At 67.8% G+C, this 15713-nt stretch carries 18 protein-coding genes; 4 read left to right on the top strand and 14 right to left on the bottom strand.

All coding sequences use genetic code 11. The annotated features are described in order from the left end of the window. Positions 1–7 precede the first annotated feature (7 nt). The 7 genes from ptsN to ASE63_RS16430 all read right to left on the bottom strand — a co-directional run bounded on the left by ptsN (position 8) and on the right by ASE63_RS16430 (position 6189). Positions 8–469 (bottom strand): PTS IIA-like nitrogen regulatory protein PtsN, encoded by a 462-nt coding sequence (gene ptsN / locus ASE63_RS16460; RefSeq protein WP_056803468.1) that lies wholly within the window; start codon positions 467–469, stop codon positions 8–10. An 87-nt stretch (positions 470–556) separates the two neighbouring features. Then, on the bottom strand, positions 557–1144 hold the full coding sequence (gene raiA, locus ASE63_RS16455) for a ribosome-associated translation inhibitor RaiA (RefSeq protein WP_056803418.1): 588 nt from the start codon (positions 1142–1144) through the stop codon (positions 557–559). Between the two features lie 118 nt (positions 1145–1262). Continuing rightward, positions 1263–2792, bottom strand: a complete 1530-nt coding sequence (gene rpoN, locus ASE63_RS16450; protein ID WP_056803413.1) for an RNA polymerase factor sigma-54 — start codon at positions 2790–2792, stop codon at positions 1263–1265. A 209-nt stretch (positions 2793–3001) separates the two neighbouring features. Then, positions 3002–3874 carry an LPS export ABC transporter ATP-binding protein gene (gene lptB, locus ASE63_RS16445; protein ID WP_056803410.1) on the bottom strand — a complete coding sequence of 291 codons (873 nt, stop codon included), beginning with the start codon at positions 3872–3874 and terminating at the stop codon, positions 3002–3004. Positions 3875–3968: 94 nt separating this feature from the next. Then, positions 3969–4673 (bottom strand): LptA/OstA family protein, encoded by a 705-nt coding sequence (locus ASE63_RS16440; RefSeq protein ID WP_244491424.1) that lies wholly within the window; start codon positions 4671–4673, stop codon positions 3969–3971. A gap of 13 nt (positions 4674–4686) precedes the next feature. Continuing rightward, positions 4687–5460, bottom strand: coding sequence for an LPS export ABC transporter periplasmic protein LptC (gene lptC, locus ASE63_RS16435; protein WP_056803403.1), 774 nt, complete (start codon positions 5458–5460; stop codon positions 4687–4689). Between the two features lie 114 nt (positions 5461–5574). Continuing rightward, positions 5575–6189 (bottom strand): ribonuclease D, encoded by a 615-nt coding sequence (locus tag ASE63_RS16430; protein WP_056803400.1) that lies wholly within the window; start codon positions 6187–6189, stop codon positions 5575–5577. A gap of 234 nt (positions 6190–6423) precedes the next feature. On the opposite strand from ASE63_RS16430, the gene ASE63_RS16425 reads away from it, so the two are divergent. The 3 genes from ASE63_RS16425 to ASE63_RS16415 all read left to right on the top strand — a co-directional run bounded on the left by ASE63_RS16425 (position 6424) and on the right by ASE63_RS16415 (position 8700). Next, positions 6424–6903 (top strand): DUF805 domain-containing protein, encoded by a 480-nt coding sequence (locus ASE63_RS16425; RefSeq protein ID WP_056803397.1) that lies wholly within the window; start codon positions 6424–6426, stop codon positions 6901–6903. After that, entirely contained in the window at positions 6846–8048 is a 1203-nt protein-coding gene (gene dapE, locus ASE63_RS16420; RefSeq protein ID WP_056803394.1) for a succinyl-diaminopimelate desuccinylase, read from the top strand. The genes ASE63_RS16425 and dapE overlap by 58 nt, the downstream gene beginning before the upstream one ends. Positions 8049–8115: 67 nt before the next feature. Further along, positions 8116–8700, top strand: a complete 585-nt coding sequence (locus ASE63_RS16415) for a hypothetical protein (RefSeq protein WP_156410416.1) — start codon at positions 8116–8118, stop codon at positions 8698–8700. Between the two features lie 22 nt (positions 8701–8722). Here ASE63_RS16415 and truA read toward each other — a convergent pair whose 3' ends face one another. The 3 genes from truA to def all read right to left on the bottom strand — a co-directional run bounded on the left by truA (position 8723) and on the right by def (position 11113). Next, positions 8723–9472, bottom strand: coding sequence for a tRNA pseudouridine(38-40) synthase TruA (gene truA, locus ASE63_RS16410; protein WP_056803387.1), 750 nt, complete (start codon positions 9470–9472; stop codon positions 8723–8725). After that, the gene (gene fmt, locus ASE63_RS16405; protein WP_056803385.1) at positions 9472–10401 is read right to left on the bottom strand and encodes a methionyl-tRNA formyltransferase; all 930 of its coding nucleotides are present in this window, start codon (positions 10399–10401) and stop codon (positions 9472–9474) included. Before fmt ends, truA begins: the two co-directional genes overlap by 1 nt. Positions 10402–10534: 133 nt before the next feature. After that, on the bottom strand, positions 10535–11113 hold the full coding sequence (def, locus tag ASE63_RS16400) for a peptide deformylase (RefSeq protein ID WP_056803382.1): 579 nt from the start codon (positions 11111–11113) through the stop codon (positions 10535–10537). A 122-nt stretch (positions 11114–11235) separates the two neighbouring features. Here def and rmuC point away from each other — a divergent pair, with 122 nt between their 5' ends. Next, a complete protein-coding gene (rmuC, locus tag ASE63_RS16395) occupies positions 11236–12420 on the top strand; it encodes a DNA recombination protein RmuC (RefSeq protein ID WP_056803379.1) in 1185 nt (394 codons plus the stop codon). Between the two features lie 37 nt (positions 12421–12457). On the opposite strand, the gene ASE63_RS16390 is transcribed toward rmuC, so the two are convergent. The 4 genes from ASE63_RS16390 to ASE63_RS16375 all read right to left on the bottom strand — a co-directional run bounded on the left by ASE63_RS16390 (position 12458) and on the right by ASE63_RS16375 (position 15701). Then, positions 12458–13459 (bottom strand): alpha/beta hydrolase, encoded by a 1002-nt coding sequence (locus tag ASE63_RS16390; protein WP_056803375.1) that lies wholly within the window; start codon positions 13457–13459, stop codon positions 12458–12460. Between the two features lie 112 nt (positions 13460–13571). Beyond that, entirely contained in the window at positions 13572–14081 is a 510-nt protein-coding gene (locus tag ASE63_RS16385) for an OsmC family protein (RefSeq protein ID WP_056803372.1), read from the bottom strand. A 67-nt stretch (positions 14082–14148) separates the two neighbouring features. Next, entirely contained in the window at positions 14149–14931 is a 783-nt protein-coding gene (locus tag ASE63_RS16380; protein WP_056803370.1) for an ABC transporter ATP-binding protein, read from the bottom strand. Positions 14932–14942: 11 nt separating this feature from the next. Beyond that, a complete protein-coding gene (locus ASE63_RS16375; RefSeq protein ID WP_244491426.1) occupies positions 14943–15701 on the bottom strand; it encodes an ABC transporter permease in 759 nt (252 codons plus the stop codon). Between the last annotated feature and the right edge of the window lie 12 nt (positions 15702–15713).

The raw sequence follows: 15713 nt of genomic DNA, 5'->3' as shown, positions 1-15713 counted from the left end.
GCCGCGATCAGGCTGCCTGCGCCGCCGATTCCGCCAGCACGGCGTAGATCGCGGCGGGATCGCGGATGCTGCGGACCTGTTCGAGCACCGCTTGGTTGCGAAGCACGCGCGCGACGCGGGCCAGCGCCTTGAGATGGTCCGCGCCAGCCCCTTCGGGTGCGATCAGCACGAAGATGATGTCGACCGGCTGGCCGTCGAGCGCGTCGAAATCGATCGGCTTCTCGGCGCGGGCGAAGAGCCCGACCAGACGGTCGATGCCCGGCATGCGTCCGTGCGGGATGGCGATCCCGTCACCGATGCCGGTCGAGCCCAGGCGTTCGCGCTGCAGGAGCGACTCGTAGATGTCGCGCTCGGGCAGGCCGGTGGCCAGCGCCGCGTGCTGTGCCAGTTCCTGCAGCGCCTGTTTCTTGCCATGGGCCCGCAACGGAGAAATCACCGCTGCGGGAGTCAAGAGATCGATCAGCGTCATGCGCCAGTCCAATGCATGTCCCGTGCCGCGCTCACGCGAGCATTGCGGCAGGGTCAGGTTCGGGGCCTGCGCGGTCGCCCGCCAAGCCTACGACAGAGCAGACGGCGGATCGATCCAACCGATATTGCCGTCGCGGCGGCGGTATACGACGTTCGTCCGGCCATTGCCAGCATGCCGGAAGATCACCACCGGCGCACCGGTCATATCGAGCTCCGCTACGGCGTCGCTGATCGTCAGGACATGGAGAGATTTGGTCGATTCGGCCACGATGACGGGGTTATCGCCGCCAGTCCCGAACTCGACCTCCTCGATTTCCTCGTCTGGCGCGGCAATCACATAGCTGGGGATTTCGGCGGCAGGTTCGCGGCCATTGGTCGAAGCGGAGCGATCCTTGAGCCGGCGTTTGTAGCGGCGCAGCCGCTTTTCGATGCGCTCCGCCATCTTGTCGAGGCTGGCATAGGCGTCGTGCGCCGTGCCCGAAGCCTCGAGCGTGATTCCCGAAGAAAGATGCAGGACGCCGTCCGTCTTGAAGGCAGTTCCATCCTTGCCGACGGTGACATGCCCCTGAAAACCGCCTTCGTAATATTTGCCGAGAGCGGCGGCGACACGGGACTCTGCCTGACCGCGCAGGGCCTCGCCGACATCGAGATTCCTGCCGGAGATTCGCAAGCTCATGGAGTGCTTCCCCTTGTTTAGCCATGGCCTGGGAGGTGGCCATCACTAGGAGCTAAGAACTGCCCCCCGGGGATGTCAATGACATGGCGCAAACGAACACGTCTGCCTTGCGCCGGCCTCAGCGACCGCCCATGGCCATGGCGACTTTCTCCCGCCGACGCTCCATCGACGAAGGAATCCGCAATGATTCGCGGTATTTTGCCACGGTGCGGCGTGCGATATCGATGCCGCCGGCCTTGAGCCGCGCGACGATCGCATCGTCGGAGAGCACCTCGGCCGGAGCCTCGTCGTCGATCATCTGCCGGATGCGGAAACGCACGGCCTCGGCCGAATGCGCCTCGCCATAGCCCGTGGCAGCGATCGCGGCGGAGAAGAAGTATTTCATCTCGAAAATGCCGCGCGAGCAGATCAGATATTTGTTCGAGGTGACGCGCGAAACGGTCGATTCATGCATGCCGATCGCATCCGCCACCGTCTTCAGGTTGAGCGGGCGCAGATGCTCGACGCCATGGGCGAAGAAGCCGTCCTGCTGGCGCACGATCTCGCTCGCGACCTTCAGGATGGTGCGGGCGCGCTGCTCCAGCGACCGGGTGAGCCAGTTCGCCGTCTGCAGGCATTCGGCGATGAAGGCCTTGTCCACATCGTTGCGGGCAGCCCCTGAGACGCGGGCATGGTAGGTCTGGTTGATCAGGACGCGCGGCAGCGTGTCGGGGTTGAGATCGACCAGCCAGGAGCCGTCCGGCGCGGCGCGGATGAAGACGTCCGGCACCACCGTCTCGGCCGCGGAACCGCCGAAGCCCCGGCCCGGCTTGGGATCGAGCCGCCTGATCTCCGAGACCATGTCGGCGATGTCCTCGTCGTCGACGCCGCAAAGGCGCTTCAGCGCGGCGAAGTCCCGCTTGGCCACGAGGTGGAGATTGGCGACGAGCGCCTGCATCGCGGGATCGAAGCGGTCGCGATCGCGCAGCTGGATCGCGAGGCATTCGGCGACGTCGCGCGCCGCGACGCCGGAAGGATCGAAGCCCTGGACAATGCGCAGCACGCTCTCGACGCGGGCGACCGAAGCCCCCAGCCGCTCCGCGATCTCGGTCACGGGCTCGGTAAGATAGCCGGAATCGTCGACCGCATCGATGAGGTGCTGGCCGATCAGCCGCTCGGCCGGTTCCTGGATCGCAAGATCCAACTGCGCGCCGAGATGGTCGCGCAACGAGGCCTCGGCGGTCAGGCTGCTCTCGAAGCCCTCCGCGCCCTCCTCGAAGGAGCCGCCGCTGCCACCATAGGCGCCGCCGATGATCGGCAGGCTGTCGGCACCGCGGCTGTCGAGCCGCGCCACGCTGGGCTGCTCGCCCTGGAAGACGTTGTCCAGCCTGGTGCCCAGGCGCTCTTCCATGCCGTCTTGGCTGTGCAGGCTCTCCGCCCGCGCAAAGCTCTCGGGATCGGCAGCATGGGGGCTGTCGGTTCCATTGGCATGAAGCGGACCGTCGCCGGCCTCGTCACGTTCCAGCAGCGGATTGCGCTCGAGCTCGCCCTCGACGAAGTTCTGAAGTTCGAGATGCGACAGCTGCAGGAGCTTGATCGCCTGCAGCAGCTGCGGTGTCATGACCAGGGACTGGCCCTGTCGCAACTCCATGCGCGGCATCATCGCCATGTCGGCATAGACCTCTTCACGCCAGCGCGCCGCGTCGGCACGCTTTTTGCTTCGACGGAAGACTAGCGCCGTCCAGCAGGCACGTCAAAGCCTTGCCTGCGCATTGTGCAGGAAAATTGCCGCACCGCAACATGCGCTGGAAATGCGGCAGCTCCGCCGCATGATCGGTATCGATTCGCTTCCGAGGACCGAGCCGTCGGAGAGAGCGCTCAGAGCCTGAAGTCCTCGCCGAGATAAACGCGGCGAACGTCCGGGTTGGCGATGATCTCCGCCGGAGAGCCCTCGGTCAGCACGCGGCCCGTATGGATGATGTAGGCGCGGTCGACGAGACCGAGCGTCTCGCGGACGTTATGGTCCGTGATCAGAACGCCGATGCCGCGGTCGGTGAGCTGCCGCACCAGCGCCTGAATGTCGCCGACCGCGATCGGATCGATGCCGGCGAAAGGCTCGTCGAGCAGGATGAAGGACGGCTTGCCGGCCAGCGCGCGCGCGATCTCGCAGCGCCGCCGCTCGCCGCCCGAGAGCGCGATCGAAGGCGCCTTGCGCAGGCGGGCGATGGTGAACTCCTCGAGCAGTTGGTCGAGCTGGCGCTCGCGGGCCTTGCGGTCCGGCTCCACCACCTCGAGCACCGCGCGGATGTTGTCTTCGACGCTGAGGCCACGGAAGATCGAGGCCTCCTGAGGCAGGTAGCCGATGCCGAGGCGCGCGCGCTGGTACATCGGCAGCTTCGTGATGTCGTGGCCTTCGAGCGAAATCGTGCCGAGATCGGCCGCGACCAGACCCGTGATCATGTAGAAGATCGTCGTCTTGCCGGCGCCGTTCGGGCCAAGAAGCCCGACAGCTTCGCCCTGGCGCAGATACAGGCTCGCATCGGTGACGACGGTGCGGCCGCCATAGCTCTTGCGCAGGCCGCTCACCGCGAGAATGCCTTGGCCGCCGATCGCCGCAGCCTCGGCCGAGCGCAGTCCGGCGGCGCTTTCAGCGCGACCGAACAGGCGGCCGAACAGCCCCCCGCCGCGCCGGTAAACCGGAGCCGGCTCGGTTGACGCCACATCGGCTTGCGGCATGTCGGATTGCGGCATGTGGGACGTCGTCACGGCAGTCGGCTGCGCCTGTTCTGGAGTTGCTCTTCGCGGGTCGCCAAACAGCGCCGGAGCGCCACGGCGCGACGCCGGCTCAATTGCCGGGCGCCGCCGGTCTGGCGGGCGTTCCTGCGGCGGGTTTCTCGCCCGGCTTGGCGCCCTCGGCCGCGTTCGGCACGAAGAAGCCCTGCACGCGCCCGCCCTCGACCTTGGCGACGCCGGTGACCGTGTCGTAGGTCAGCCTCTCGCCGCGCGTGATGTTGGGGCCGTCGTTCAGGGCGACATTGCCCGTCATGATGACCTTGTTGGCGGCGCGGTCGAAGACCGCATTGTCGGAGGTCGCAGCCTGGGTCTTCGAGACGACGGTGACAGGCCCCTTGCATTCGATCCGCTTGATCGAGCTGTCATTCGATTGCCCGGGCGCACCACCTGCGGCCGGCGCCGCGGTGGCCGCCGGCGCGGGCGCAGCCCCTGCCTGCTGGCCGCCGCGCCCCTCGTAGAACACCGTCATGATCGAGCAGCGGACGGTGGTCTCGCCCTGAACAGCGACGACATTGCCGCTGAATACGGCCCGGTTGTCCTTGTCGAGCACGTCGAGCTTGTCGGCATCGATCTTGATCGGCTCCTTGCTGTCGCCGCCGAGCCCGCCGAGCGCGGAGCCCGACGTGTTGCTGCGGCCGCGGCCCTGCTGGGCGAAGCCGTCCTGCGGCAGGAAGGCGAGCAGCGCCATGGCCGCAGCCGCCACTGCCACGCCCTTACGGAAGGCGCCGCCAATCCCGGGCGGACTGAAATGGCTCATGTCCGTCTGCATCTTACTGTCCCACCCCATTCGCCTGGCCTTGCGCCTTCGATGCGTCTCCGGATGCCTCGCGGCCGGGCGCAAGCAATTCCGGAGCCGGCGTGCTGCCTTCCCGCTCGGGGCCGGCGATCACGCCGGCAGGCGCGTTGGGAATGTAGACACGTACGCGCCCCTGGAAAGCGATCAGCGCGCCATTATCCTTCACGTCCAAGGTGTCCGCATCGACCGTCGTCGTGCCGAGGCTCACCTTCACCGGCTCCTTCGAGACCACCGTGCCGCTCTTGAAGTCGACATCGGCGGTGCGCATGCGGATGTCGTAGCCAGCCTCGGTCGTAACCCGGACATCGTCGACGAGCCGCAGGCTCTCTTTCTGCGTGTCGAAATGGCCCGTCTTGGCGTTCACCGTCACCCAGCCCTCGCGCTCCATCTGCAGCCTGGCCGTCAGCGTCTGCAACTCGACCTGCGTCGGGTTGCGGATCTCCTGGAGTGCAGCCTCGGCCCGCACCTCATAGGGGCGGTTGCCTTGGCGGTAGCCCGAAAGGCGCGGCGTATCCATCTTGACCTTGCCTTCGGAGATCCCGACGGCACCGAGCGACACGCTGGCGACGCCCTGCAGCGGATTGAGAAACGGGGTGACGACCACGGCGAGTACCGCGAGGCCCGCGCCGAACGGGATCACGCGGCGAAGGACATGCACCAGCATGGTGTGCCGCCGCGCGGCACCGAAGGCCGCCTGCCGGCGCGCAAAGGACCCATCGGGGCGGGCGGCCCAATCATTCGATGTCATCGCCACAGTCATGTCCCGCGCAATGGCAGTCGCTAACGGCTTTTTCGTGTCGCCGGCGCGCGCCCTCGCGCCGCTCACGTTCAGCCAGACTGACGCTGGATGGCTTGGAATTTGTCAAGTATGCGCGAAAATATCGGTCTCCGGCCAGCCCTTCAGATCGAGCTCGGCCCGGAACGGCAGGAAATCGAAGCAGGCCCTGGCCAGATGGCTGCGCCCCTCGCGGGCGAGCATGGCCTCGAGCCGCGCATGCAGCGCATGGAGATGCAGCACGTCGGAGGCCGCATAGGCGAGCTGGGCCTCGCTCAGCGTGTCCGCGCCCCAGTCCGAGGATTGCTGCTGCTTCGAGAGGTCGATGCCGAGCAGCTCGCGTACCAGGTCCTTCAGGCCGTGCCGGTCGGTATAGGTCCGGGCGAGCTTCGAGGCGATCTTGGTGCAGTAGACCGGGCCTGTCACGGCGCCAAAGGCATGGCGCAGCACGGCGATGTCGAAGCGCGCGAAATGGAACAGCTTGAGGACCGCAGGGTCCTCAAGCAGCCGTACGAGATTGGCCGGACGCTCGCCGTCCTTCGGGATCTGGACGACATCCGCGGTGCCATCGCCGCGCGAAAGCTGGACGACGCAAAGCCGGTCCCGGTGCGGGTTGAGGCCGAGGGTTTCGGTGTCGATCGCCACGCTGGCGCCGGCATCGAACCCGTCAGGCAGGTCGCCGCGATGGAAACGGATGGTCATGTCGCAAACCTCGCTCGGGCATCCGCGGCCCCTCGACCGGGTGGCTCGCATGACCGCGCCACGCCCTGTCTCGCCTACGGAATGCCAACACCTGCCGCCGCAGCTAGCGGTGCGGCACGCGGCATTCAAGCCTTTTCTGCAACGAGGCTTTAGTGACTGCGTTAACCTTTTATTCACCATAAGCTTCCCGCCGCCGCCGCGGCATGGCAGAAAGGCAGCATCGGAGCCCGAACGATGTCCCTTTTCCGCCTGCTGACAGACTTCGACGGACGCATCGGCCTCGCCCGTTTCTGGCTGGGCAGCGCGCTGATGGCGTTCCTCCTGCTCGGGGTCCAGCAAATGGCCCCTGCCCTGTTCGGGCATGATGCCGGGCGGGCGGTCGCATTCGCCCATGCCTTCGCGCTGTTCCCCTGGGCTGCGCTCGCGGCCAAGCGGGCCGTGGATCGAGGCAGCAGCGGGCTTTACGGAATCGCGCTGATCTGCGCGATCGTGCTGCCTGGCCAGCTCCAGCCCTGGCTGCCCTATGCCTGGGCGCCGTCGCTCGACACGGTGTCGCTGATCGCCTGGCTCTTCGCCCTGGTCGATCTCGGCCTGATGCCTTCGGCCAAGGGCGGTGAAGCGCTTGCGGCCGACGGCCCGGATGCTAAAGCGGGGGCATGGACACAAGCCCGCTCCCACGCCCCGACTTCGATCCCCTCGACCCGGTCGCCCTGACGCAGGCGCTGGTCCGCTGCCCATCGGTGACGCCGCATGAAGGCGGGGCGCTGGCCCTGCTGGAGGCAGTGCTGGCGGCCGAAGGCTACAGCGTGCAGCGGCCGGTCTTCAGCGCACCCGGCACGCCCGAGGTCGAGAACCTCTATGCCCGGATCGGCACGGAGGCTCCCGTCTTCGTGATCGCCGGCCATACCGATGTCGTGCCGGTCGGCGATGCGGCGGCCTGGACGCGTGACCCATTCGGCGGAGAAGTCACTGACGGCGTGCTCCATGGCCGCGGCGCCTGCGACATGAAGGGCGGGCTGGCCGCGATGGCCAGCGCGGCGCTGCGCTTCCGGCGCGAGAATCCGGACGCGCCCGGCTCGATCGCCTTTCTCGTCACTGGCGACGAGGAGGGGCCGGCGGTCAACGGCACCGTGAAGCTGCTCGAATGGGCGCACGCACGCGGCGAGCGCTTCGACCACTGCCTGCTCGGAGAGCCAACCAACCCGGCCTCGATGAGCGACATGATCAAGATCGGCCGGCGCGGATCGCTGACCGGGCGGCTCACGGTCCACGGCAAGCAGGGCCATGTCGGCTACCCCCATCTCGCCGAGAACCCGATCCGCGGCATGGTGCGGCTGCTGGCAGCACTCGATGCTACGCCGCTCGACGGCGGCACCACGCATTTCGACCCGAGTAATCTCGAATTCACCACCCTCGACGTCGGCAATCCCGCGTCGAACGTCGTGCCGGCCCAGGCCAAGGCCGTGTTCAACATCCGCTTCAACGATGTCTGGACGCCGGAATCGCTCGCGGCCGAGATCGAGCGGCGCCTGCGCGAGGCGGCCGGCAACGCCGTGCGGTACGAGATCGGCTTCGAGCCGACCAATGCGGTCGCCTTCCTCACCGAGCCCGGCCCCTTCGTCGCCTTGGTCGCCGCGGCCGTCGAGGCCGAAACGGGCCGGCGCCCGGCGCTTTCGACCACGGGCGGGACCTCGGATGCGCGCTTCATCAAGAGCTACTGCCCGGTCGTCGAGTACGGCGTTGTCGGCCAGACCATGCATCAGGTGAACGAATGCGTCGCGGTCGCGGACCTGCTGGCACTGGAGCGGATCACGCATCGTTTACTCGCCAGCTATTTCGCAGAGCCCCCCTCCGCTTGACGCGCTGGAACCACGGGCCATTATCATCGTTAGACGAAAGTCTAATACGCGGATGATGGAGACCGTGATGAGGCTAGCAGCCGACGACATCGCGCGCTCGCTGCGAGGTTCCTGGCACCTGATGACCCGTGGCGCCGAAGCCCTTTCCGAGCTCGACCTCAGCCGGGACGGGTTCTGGCGCTCCTACCTCGCCTTCGCGCTGATGCTGCCCGCGACGATCGCGATCCTCGCCGCTGCGCGCCTGATGGCCGGGTTGCCGAACAGCGCCGGCCTCTTCACCGCTCCGACGCTGGTGCTGGCGGTCGTCGGAGCGCTCTGCCTCGCCATCCTCGCCGTGCCGGCGCTGCTGATCGCGCTGCGGCCCGCGCTTGCCCAGGCATCGCGCTTCACCAGCTTCGTCATCGCCTGGAACTGGGCCGGCATCGTCTCGGCCAGCCTGATGGCAGTCCCGGCCGCGGTCTTCGCGATCGGCTGGTCGACGCCGCAGCTCGCTCTGGTGCAATCGGCCTTCTTTGTCGGGATCGTGCTCAGACTGCGATATTGCGTGGCGCGCGCCGCCTTCGGCCCGGAAGGCCGCGCCATCGCGCTGCCCCTGGTCGTCGCCAGCATCGTGCTGGACTATGGCGTGATCCGGCTGTTCGGGCTTTTCTGATCTTGGCGCGAAACGCGAGGCCTCAAACGTCGTTCGGGTAATCGACGCCTGCGAGATAGAGCCCGCAGGACGGCGCCAGCGCGGCGCATTGCGAGCGGTCGCGTGCCGCCAGCACCTTGCCCAGCTTGTTCTCCGGCCAGCGCCCGGCGCCGACCATCTTGAGGCAGCCGACGATCGAGCGGACCTGGTGGTGCAGGAAGGAGCGGGCATGCGTGTAGACCACGATCTCGTCGCCCTCCCGCCTCACATCGAGCCGGTCCAGCGTCCGCATCGGGCTGTTGGCCTGACATTCGGCCGCGCGGAAGGTGGTGAAGTCGTGATGGCCGAGCAGGGCCTTGGCCGAGCGATCCATCGCCTCGTGGTCGAGCTTGACGGGCACATGCCAGAGCCGGTCGCGGTCGAGCGCCGGCTGGGCACGCCGGTCGATGATGCGGTAGATGTAGTAACGCCGCATGGCGGAAATCCGCGCATCGAACGTGTCCGGCACCGCCTCGGCGCTGACGATCGCGACGGGCAGGCGCTTCAGCCGGGCATTGCCCGCGTCTCGCACGACATCGGTGCGCCACTCCCTGTCGAGGTCGACATGGGCGACCTGATGCGTGGCGTGGACGCCGGCATCGGTTCGCCCGGCACAGTGCAGCCGCACGGCGTGGCCGCAGAAGGCCTCGATCGATTCCTCGACGCTCTGCTGCACAGATTGCCCGTTGAGCTGGCGCTGCCAGCCCGAGAAGGGCGTGCCGTCATATTCGATGACCAGCTTGTAGCGCGGCATCAGAGCTTCGCGCCGGCTGCGAGCCTCGCGCCGCGCAGGAACTCGGCGCCACTCATCGGCCGCCCGCCGGCACGCTGGACCTGGAGCAGCTTCACGGCGCCTTCGGCGCAGGCGACCGTGCCCTCGTCGTCCAGCAGCATGCCAGGCTCGGCCGCCCCTCCCGCAAGAGCCGTGCGCAGGACCTTGAGGCGCTCCGCCCCCTTGCCGAGGTCGATTTCGGCAAAAGCGCCCGGGAACGGCGAAAGGCCCCGCGCCAGATCATGCACCTGCTTCGCCGGGCGGGCCCAGTTCAGCTTGGCCTCGGCATTGCCGATCTTGGCGGCATAGGTCACGCCCTCTTCCGGCTGCGGCGTGAAGCGCAAGCCACCGCGGCCCAGTGCCGCCAGTGCCCGCACCATCAGGTCCGCGCCGAGTGGAGCCAACTGGTCGTGCAGTTCGCCAGCGGTCATGTCCGGGCCGATCGCCAGTCGCTCGACCATTCCGACCGGGCCGGTATCGAGGCCTGCCTCCATCTTCATGACGCAGACGCCGCTCTCGGCATCGCCCGCCATGACGGCACGCTGGATCGGCGCCGCGCCGCGCCAGCGCGGCAGCAGCGAGGCGTGGAGATTGAGGCAGCCCAGCTCCGGCAGGTCGAGGATCGCCTGCGGCAGGATCATGCCATAGGCGACGACGACGGCGACATCGGCCTGATGCGAGGCGATCTGCTCGGCCGCCTCGGGCGTCTTCAGCGTCCTGGGCGTGAACACCGGGATGCCGAAGCGCTCGGCGGCCTTGTGCACGGGAGACGGCTTCAGATCGAGGCCGCGCCCGGCCTGCGCAGGCGCACGGGTGTAGCAGCTGACGACCTCGTGGCCCTGCCCGATGATCTCGGTGAGGGTCGGCACCGCGAAATCGGGCGTGCCCATGAAAACAACGCGCAGGCTCATAGGTCGGACTTACCTCGGTTCGGCTGGTAGCGCCCGCCGGTCAATGATCATACGAGCCCTCATCGTGAGGAGCGGGCGAGAGCCCGCAGCTCCTCGGGATGAGGGCTGAGGACGTTGCGTACCTTGGCTCCGCCTAGCGTCTGGCCTGCTTGGCGAAGCGCTTGGTGACGCGCTCGCGCTTGAGGCGCGAGAGATAGTCGATGAAGAGCACGCCGTTGAGATGGTCGACCTCGTGCTGCAGGCAGGTCGCCAGCAGCCCGTCAGCCTCGATCTCCTGCTCCTTGCCGTCGAGGTCCATGTACCTGACCTTGACAGAGGCCGGGCGCTCGACCTCCTCGTAGTATTCAGGGATCGAGAGGCAGCCTTCCTCGTAGACGCTGTGCTCCTCCGACGACCAGGTGATCTCCGGATTGATGAAGACCATCGGGTTGCGGGGCTGCTTGTCGCGCGCTTCCTGATCGGCGCCTGCGCCTTCCTCGTCCTCGCCCGCCTCCGCGGCCTCGTCCTCCTCGGAGCGCTTGGCGACGTCGAGCGTCACGACGCGCTTCGGCACGCCGATCTGGATAGCCGCGAGGCCGATTCCCGGCGCGTCGTACATCGTCTCGAACATGTCGGCGACGAGCGTGCGGATTTCGGGCGTGATCTCCTCGACCGGGGTCGAGACCAGCCGAAGCTGGGCATCAGGCAGGATGACGAGTGGGCGGATGGCCATGAAGGGGGCTTTTCTGCACGGAAATGGCGTGGTGACGCCGCGACATAAGCCCTTGCACGCGGCCGGTCAAACTGTTCCGCTTTCGTTCGAATTGATTCACCGGAATCGGCTAGGCTCTCCCGATGACAGAGATCGCCTTCATACTGCTCGAACGGCCCGTCACCTGGGCAGAGGCCGCGCTCGGCTTCGCCATAGCCAGCCTCGCGCTGCTCGTGATCGTCGCGCTCTCCGCCTGGCGTGGCGGCAGTCAGCGTGCCTTCGAGGCCGCCATGGCCGCGGAGCGGGCCCGCGAGATGGACGACAAGGTCGCGGAGATGAGCCGCCTCCAGGCCGAGCTGACAGGGCGGATGCAGTCCATGGCCGAGATCCTCTCAACGCGGCAGGGCGACCTGGCCCGGCTGGTCGCCGACCGGATGGACGGCCTGCGCCAGCAGGTCGGCGCGGGGCTGGAGCAGAACACCCGCCAGACCAATGAGAGCCTCGGCAGGCTGCAGGAGCGGCTTGCGGTCATCGACACCGCCCAGAAGAACCTGACCAGCCTGACCTCGGAGGTCGTGACGCTGCGGGACGTGCTCGCCAACAAGCAGGCGCGCGGCGCCTATGGCCAGGGCCGTATGGAAGCGATCATCCGCGACGGCCTCCCGAGCGCCTTTTTCGCGTTTCAACCCCAGCTCTCGAATGGCAGGCGACCGGACTGCCTGGTGACGCTGCCGGGCGACGGGCGCGGCCTCGTCATCGATGCCAAGTTCCCGCTGGAAAGCTTCACACAGCTCCGGGAGGCCCGCGGCGAGGATGCGCGCAAGGCTGCCGGCTCGCGCGTGCGCAACGATGTCGGCGTGCATGTGAAGGATATCGCCGAGCGCTATTTCCTGCCCGGCGAGACGCAGGACATCGCCCTGCTCTTCGTGCCGTCGGAGTCGATCTATGCCGATCTGCACGAGCATTTCGACGACGTGATCCAGAAGGCGCATCGCGCCCGGATCATGATCGTCTCGCCGTCGCTGCTGGCATTGGCGATCCAGCTGATGCAGTCGCTGGTGCGCGATGCGCGGATGCGCGAGGAGGCGCAGGTCATCCAGAGCGAGGTCGGCAAGCTGCTCGCCGATGTGCGACGCCTCGGCGAGCGGGCCGAGAAGCTCGACCAGCATTTCCGCCAGGCCCAGGACGACGTCGCCGGCATCCGCACCTCGGCCGGCAAGATCACCAGCCGCGGCGAGCGGATCGTCGCGCTCGACTTCGACGACGCCAAAGCCGAGCCGACTCTGCCCTTCGCCCAGGGGCTGGCCTTGAAGAACGCGGCAGAGTGAAAGGCCGCGTTCTCGGAGGCTCCTGCGCGAGCCGCTGTTACTTCACCGCCGCGAGCAGCGCCTTGTGGAATTCGACCGGGGCCTCGACCTGCGGCGAATGGCCGAGCTCCGGGAACGCCACGAGCTCCGCCTTCGGGATGGCCTTGGCCGCGGCCTGGCCGAGCTCGGCGTAAAGTCCGAGCTCCTTCTGCAGCTCCTGCGTGGCGCGGTTGCTGCCCGGCGCCGTGCGGTCTCGGCCGCCGATCATCAACGTCGTCGGCACGGCGATCCGCGGAAACTCGTGCACGACCGGCTGGGTGAAGACCATCTCGGAGGTCTGCGCCTGGTTCCAGGCGACGATTTCGCGCCCCTCGCCGGCATACATCCCCGCCAGCATCCCGACCCAGCGGTCATATTCCGGCTTCCACTGGCCGTTGTAGTAGATGCGCTGCTGATAGGCCTTGATGCCCTCGAAATTCGTCTTGAGCTCGCCCTGGAAGGCCTCAGCCAGCGGCTGGAAGGGCACGCCCTTGGCCTGCCAGTCCTCGAGCCCGATCGGATTGACCATCACCAGCCGCTCGACCGCCTGCGGATACATCAGCGCGTAGCGCGCCGCGAGCATGCCGCCCATCGAATGGCCCAGCACGATCGGCTTCTCGACGCCGATCTCCTGAAGCAGACCATTCGTATTGGCGGCGAGCTGCTGGAAGCTGAACTGGTAGCCCTGCGGTTTGGTCGACTTGCAGAAGCCGACCTGATCCGGCGCGACGACGCGGAAGCCGGCGCCCGAAAGCGTCTTGATCGTCTCGTCCCAGGTGCCGGCGCAGAAGTTCTTGCCGTGCAGCAGCACCACGGTGCGCCCGTTCGCCTGCCCGGTTGGCGCGACATCGAGATAGGCCATCTCGACATCCTGCCGCTGCGAGGCGAAGCGATGGGTCTTCACCTCGCGCCCGTAATCGAACCCCTCGAGGCGGGCGCCGAAGCGCTCGCTTCCCGGAGTCTGGGCGACAGCGGCAGTGGAGAGCAGCGCGAAGGCGGCGGCGGAAACGGCAAAACGCATAGTCAGTCCCTTGCGAAAGTCACAATGGGACCTGTTAGGCATCGCCGGCCGGCAGCTTCGTGACGCGCCGGATAACTCCGAGTCACGTTTCCATCAGCTGCCGCAGCGGTACTCAGCCGCGCTGGAGGCTAGCAGAGAGCTCCGGCTTCACGTTCAGCGTCTGGAAGACGACGCAGTAGCGCTCGGTGAGCTTCAGCAGCGAGTCGAGCTTCTCCTGCGGCGCGTCGGTCTCGACGTCGAAGAAGAGCCGGATCGCCTTGAAGCCGACGGCGGCATCCCTGGCGACGCCGAGCGTGCCGCGGAAGTCGAGATCGCCCTCGGCACGGACGACGCCCTTCTTCAACTCGATCTCGAGCGCGGTCGCGACCGCTTTCAACGTGACGCCGGCGCAGGCGACCAGCGCCTCCAGCAGCATGTCGCCGGAGCAGAGCTCGGCGCCGCTGCCGCCGGTCGCCGGATGCAGGCCGGCGAGCGCGATGGCGCGGCCGGTCTCGACCTTGCAGGCGATGTGCTGGTCGTCGAGCTCGCCCTTCGCCTTCAGCGTGATGACGGCGGCATCGGGATTGTTGCGGTACTCGTCCTTGAGCGGGGCCTGGAGGGCGCGCAGAGCGGTGACGTCCATGGGTGTTTTGCCTCGGTTCAGCGTCGATCCTGACTGTGACCTTGGTAGCTGCTGTCGCGGCCCGCGGCTACCACCACATGCCCGCCGTCTCGGCCGTCTTCTGCTGATGGGGCGCCTCGTCGCGCAGCGACCGATCGAGACTGCGCAGGATCTCGCGCTTGGCCGCCTCGAAGGCCGGCGAGAGCCGGTCGCGCGGGCGGGCGAGCGGATTGTCGAACTCGTCGAAGATGCGCCCGGGCTTGGGCTGCATCACGACGATGCGGTCAGCCAGCGTCACCGCCTCCTCGACATCATGCGTCACCATCACGACGGTCGGGCGGCTCTCGGCCCAGAGCGCCAGCAGGTGGCCATGCAGGCTGGCGCGCGTGGTGGCGTCGAGCGCCGAGAAGGGCTCGTCCATCAGCAGGAGCTTTGGCCGCGTCACCAGAGCGCGGGCGATCGCGACACGCTGCTGCTGGCCGCCGGAGAGCTCGCGCGGCCAGCGTCCTTCATGACCGGCGAGGCCGACGCGGACGAGCGCATTGGTGACCAGCCCCTCACGCTCGAAGGCCGAGAGATGCGACAGGCCGAAGCCGACATTCTCGGCGACCGAGAGCCAGGGGAACAGGCGCGGCTCCTGGAAGATGACGCCGACATCAGCGCGCGGCTCGGTGATCGTCTCGCCGCTCAGGAGGATGCGCCCGGCGCTCGGCCGGTCGAGGCCTGCGATCAGCCGCAGCAGCGTGGTCTTGCCGCAGCCGGAGCCGCCGACCAACGCCAGGATTTCCCCGGCAGCGACCTCGATCGTGACGGCGGACAGGGCCTGCGTGCCGTCCGCATAGGTTTTGGACAGGGTCTCGAAGCTCAGCATCGAGGGGGCTTTCAGAGTTTGTCGCGCGCCGTGTCCTGCCAGGCGAGAACCGGCCGCGTGAGTGCGACGAGCAGCCCGTCCGCCAGCTTGCCGAGCACGGCGAAGCTGATGATGGCCGCGATGATGGTGTCGGGGCGGCCGAGCTGCTGGCCGTCCACGAGCAGATAGCCCAGCCCCTCGCTCGCCCCCATGATCTCGGCCGCGACCACGAACATGAAGCCTAAGCCCAGGCCCGAGCGCAGCGCCGTGATCCAGGCCGGCAGGATCGCCGGCAGCAGCACGCGGCGCGCCATCGCCAGCCGGCCAAGCCGGAAGACGCGGCCGACCTCGACGATCTTGCGGTCGATGCCCTGGATCGCCGCCGCGACGCCAAGATAGACCGGGAAGAACACGCCGACCGCGATCAGCGCGACCTTCGACGCCTCGAAGATGCCGAGCCAGAGGATGAAGAGCGGCACCCAGGCGATCGAGGGGATGGCGCGCAGGGACTGCAGCGTGGGGTCGAGCAGGTTGCGCGCCACCGGCAGCGCGCCGGTGATGGCGCCGAGCACAGTGCCGGCCGCCGCGCCGAGCCCGAAGCCCGCGGCGACACGCCAGAGCGTCGCTGTCGCATGGGTGAGCAATTCGCCCGAGGCCGCGAGCGACCAGAGCGTGTTGCCGACGACGCTGGGCGGCGGCATCAGCCGGCCATTGGCGAGGCCGGTCCGAACCGCGATTTCCCAGAAGATCGCCAGCAGCACCGGCAGGACGAAGCCGGCGAGCGCGAGCATCCGGCGGCGTGG

The sequence above is a fragment of the Allobosea sp. Root381 genome, from assembly GCF_001429395.1.
Classification (GTDB): domain Bacteria; phylum Pseudomonadota; class Alphaproteobacteria; order Rhizobiales; family Beijerinckiaceae; genus Allobosea.
The sequence above is the reverse complement of the archived record's forward strand: the minus strand, read 5'-3'. Positions and strand labels throughout refer to the sequence as shown.

Coding starts and splice junctions, on each gene's coding strand:
- ASE63_RS16440 (WP_244491424.1), bottom strand. CDS start 4,673: ATGAGCCATTTCAGTCCGCCCGGGATTGGCGGCGCCTTCCGTAAGGGC.
- ASE63_RS16425 (WP_056803397.1), top strand. CDS start 6,424: ATGTCCCTTTTCCGCCTGCTGACAGACTTCGACGGACGCATCGGCCTC.
- raiA (WP_056803418.1), bottom strand. CDS start 1,144: ATGAGCTTGCGAATCTCCGGCAGGAATCTCGATGTCGGCGAGGCCCTG.
- lptC (WP_056803403.1), bottom strand. CDS start 5,460: ATGACATCGAATGATTGGGCCGCCCGCCCCGATGGGTCCTTTGCGCGC.
- ASE63_RS16375 (WP_244491426.1), bottom strand. CDS start 15,701: ATGCTCGCGCTCGCCGGCTTCGTCCTGCCGGTGCTGCTGGCGATCTTC.
- ASE63_RS16385 (WP_056803372.1), bottom strand. CDS start 14,081: ATGGACGTCACCGCTCTGCGCGCCCTCCAGGCCCCGCTCAAGGACGAG.
- def (WP_056803382.1), bottom strand. CDS start 11,113: ATGGCCATCCGCCCACTCGTCATCCTGCCTGATGCCCAGCTTCGGCTG.
- rpoN (WP_056803413.1), bottom strand. CDS start 2,792: ATGGCGATGATGCCGCGCATGGAGTTGCGACAGGGCCAGTCCCTGGTC.
- lptB (WP_056803410.1), bottom strand. CDS start 3,874: ATGCCGCAATCCGACATGCCGCAAGCCGATGTGGCGTCAACCGAGCCG.
- ptsN (WP_056803468.1), bottom strand. CDS start 469: ATGACGCTGATCGATCTCTTGACTCCCGCAGCGGTGATTTCTCCGTTG.
- ASE63_RS16415 (WP_156410416.1), top strand. CDS start 8,116: ATGAGGCTAGCAGCCGACGACATCGCGCGCTCGCTGCGAGGTTCCTGG.
- rmuC (WP_056803379.1), top strand. CDS start 11,236: ATGACAGAGATCGCCTTCATACTGCTCGAACGGCCCGTCACCTGGGCA.
- ASE63_RS16380 (WP_056803370.1), bottom strand. CDS start 14,931: ATGCTGAGCTTCGAGACCCTGTCCAAAACCTATGCGGACGGCACGCAG.
- dapE (WP_056803394.1), top strand. CDS start 6,846: ATGGACACAAGCCCGCTCCCACGCCCCGACTTCGATCCCCTCGACCCG.
- fmt (WP_056803385.1), bottom strand. CDS start 10,401: ATGAGCCTGCGCGTTGTTTTCATGGGCACGCCCGATTTCGCGGTGCCG.
- truA (WP_056803387.1), bottom strand. CDS start 9,472: ATGCCGCGCTACAAGCTGGTCATCGAATATGACGGCACGCCCTTCTCG.
- ASE63_RS16430 (WP_056803400.1), bottom strand. CDS start 6,189: ATGACCATCCGTTTCCATCGCGGCGACCTGCCTGACGGGTTCGATGCC.
- ASE63_RS16390 (WP_056803375.1), bottom strand. CDS start 13,459: ATGCGTTTTGCCGTTTCCGCCGCCGCCTTCGCGCTGCTCTCCACTGCC.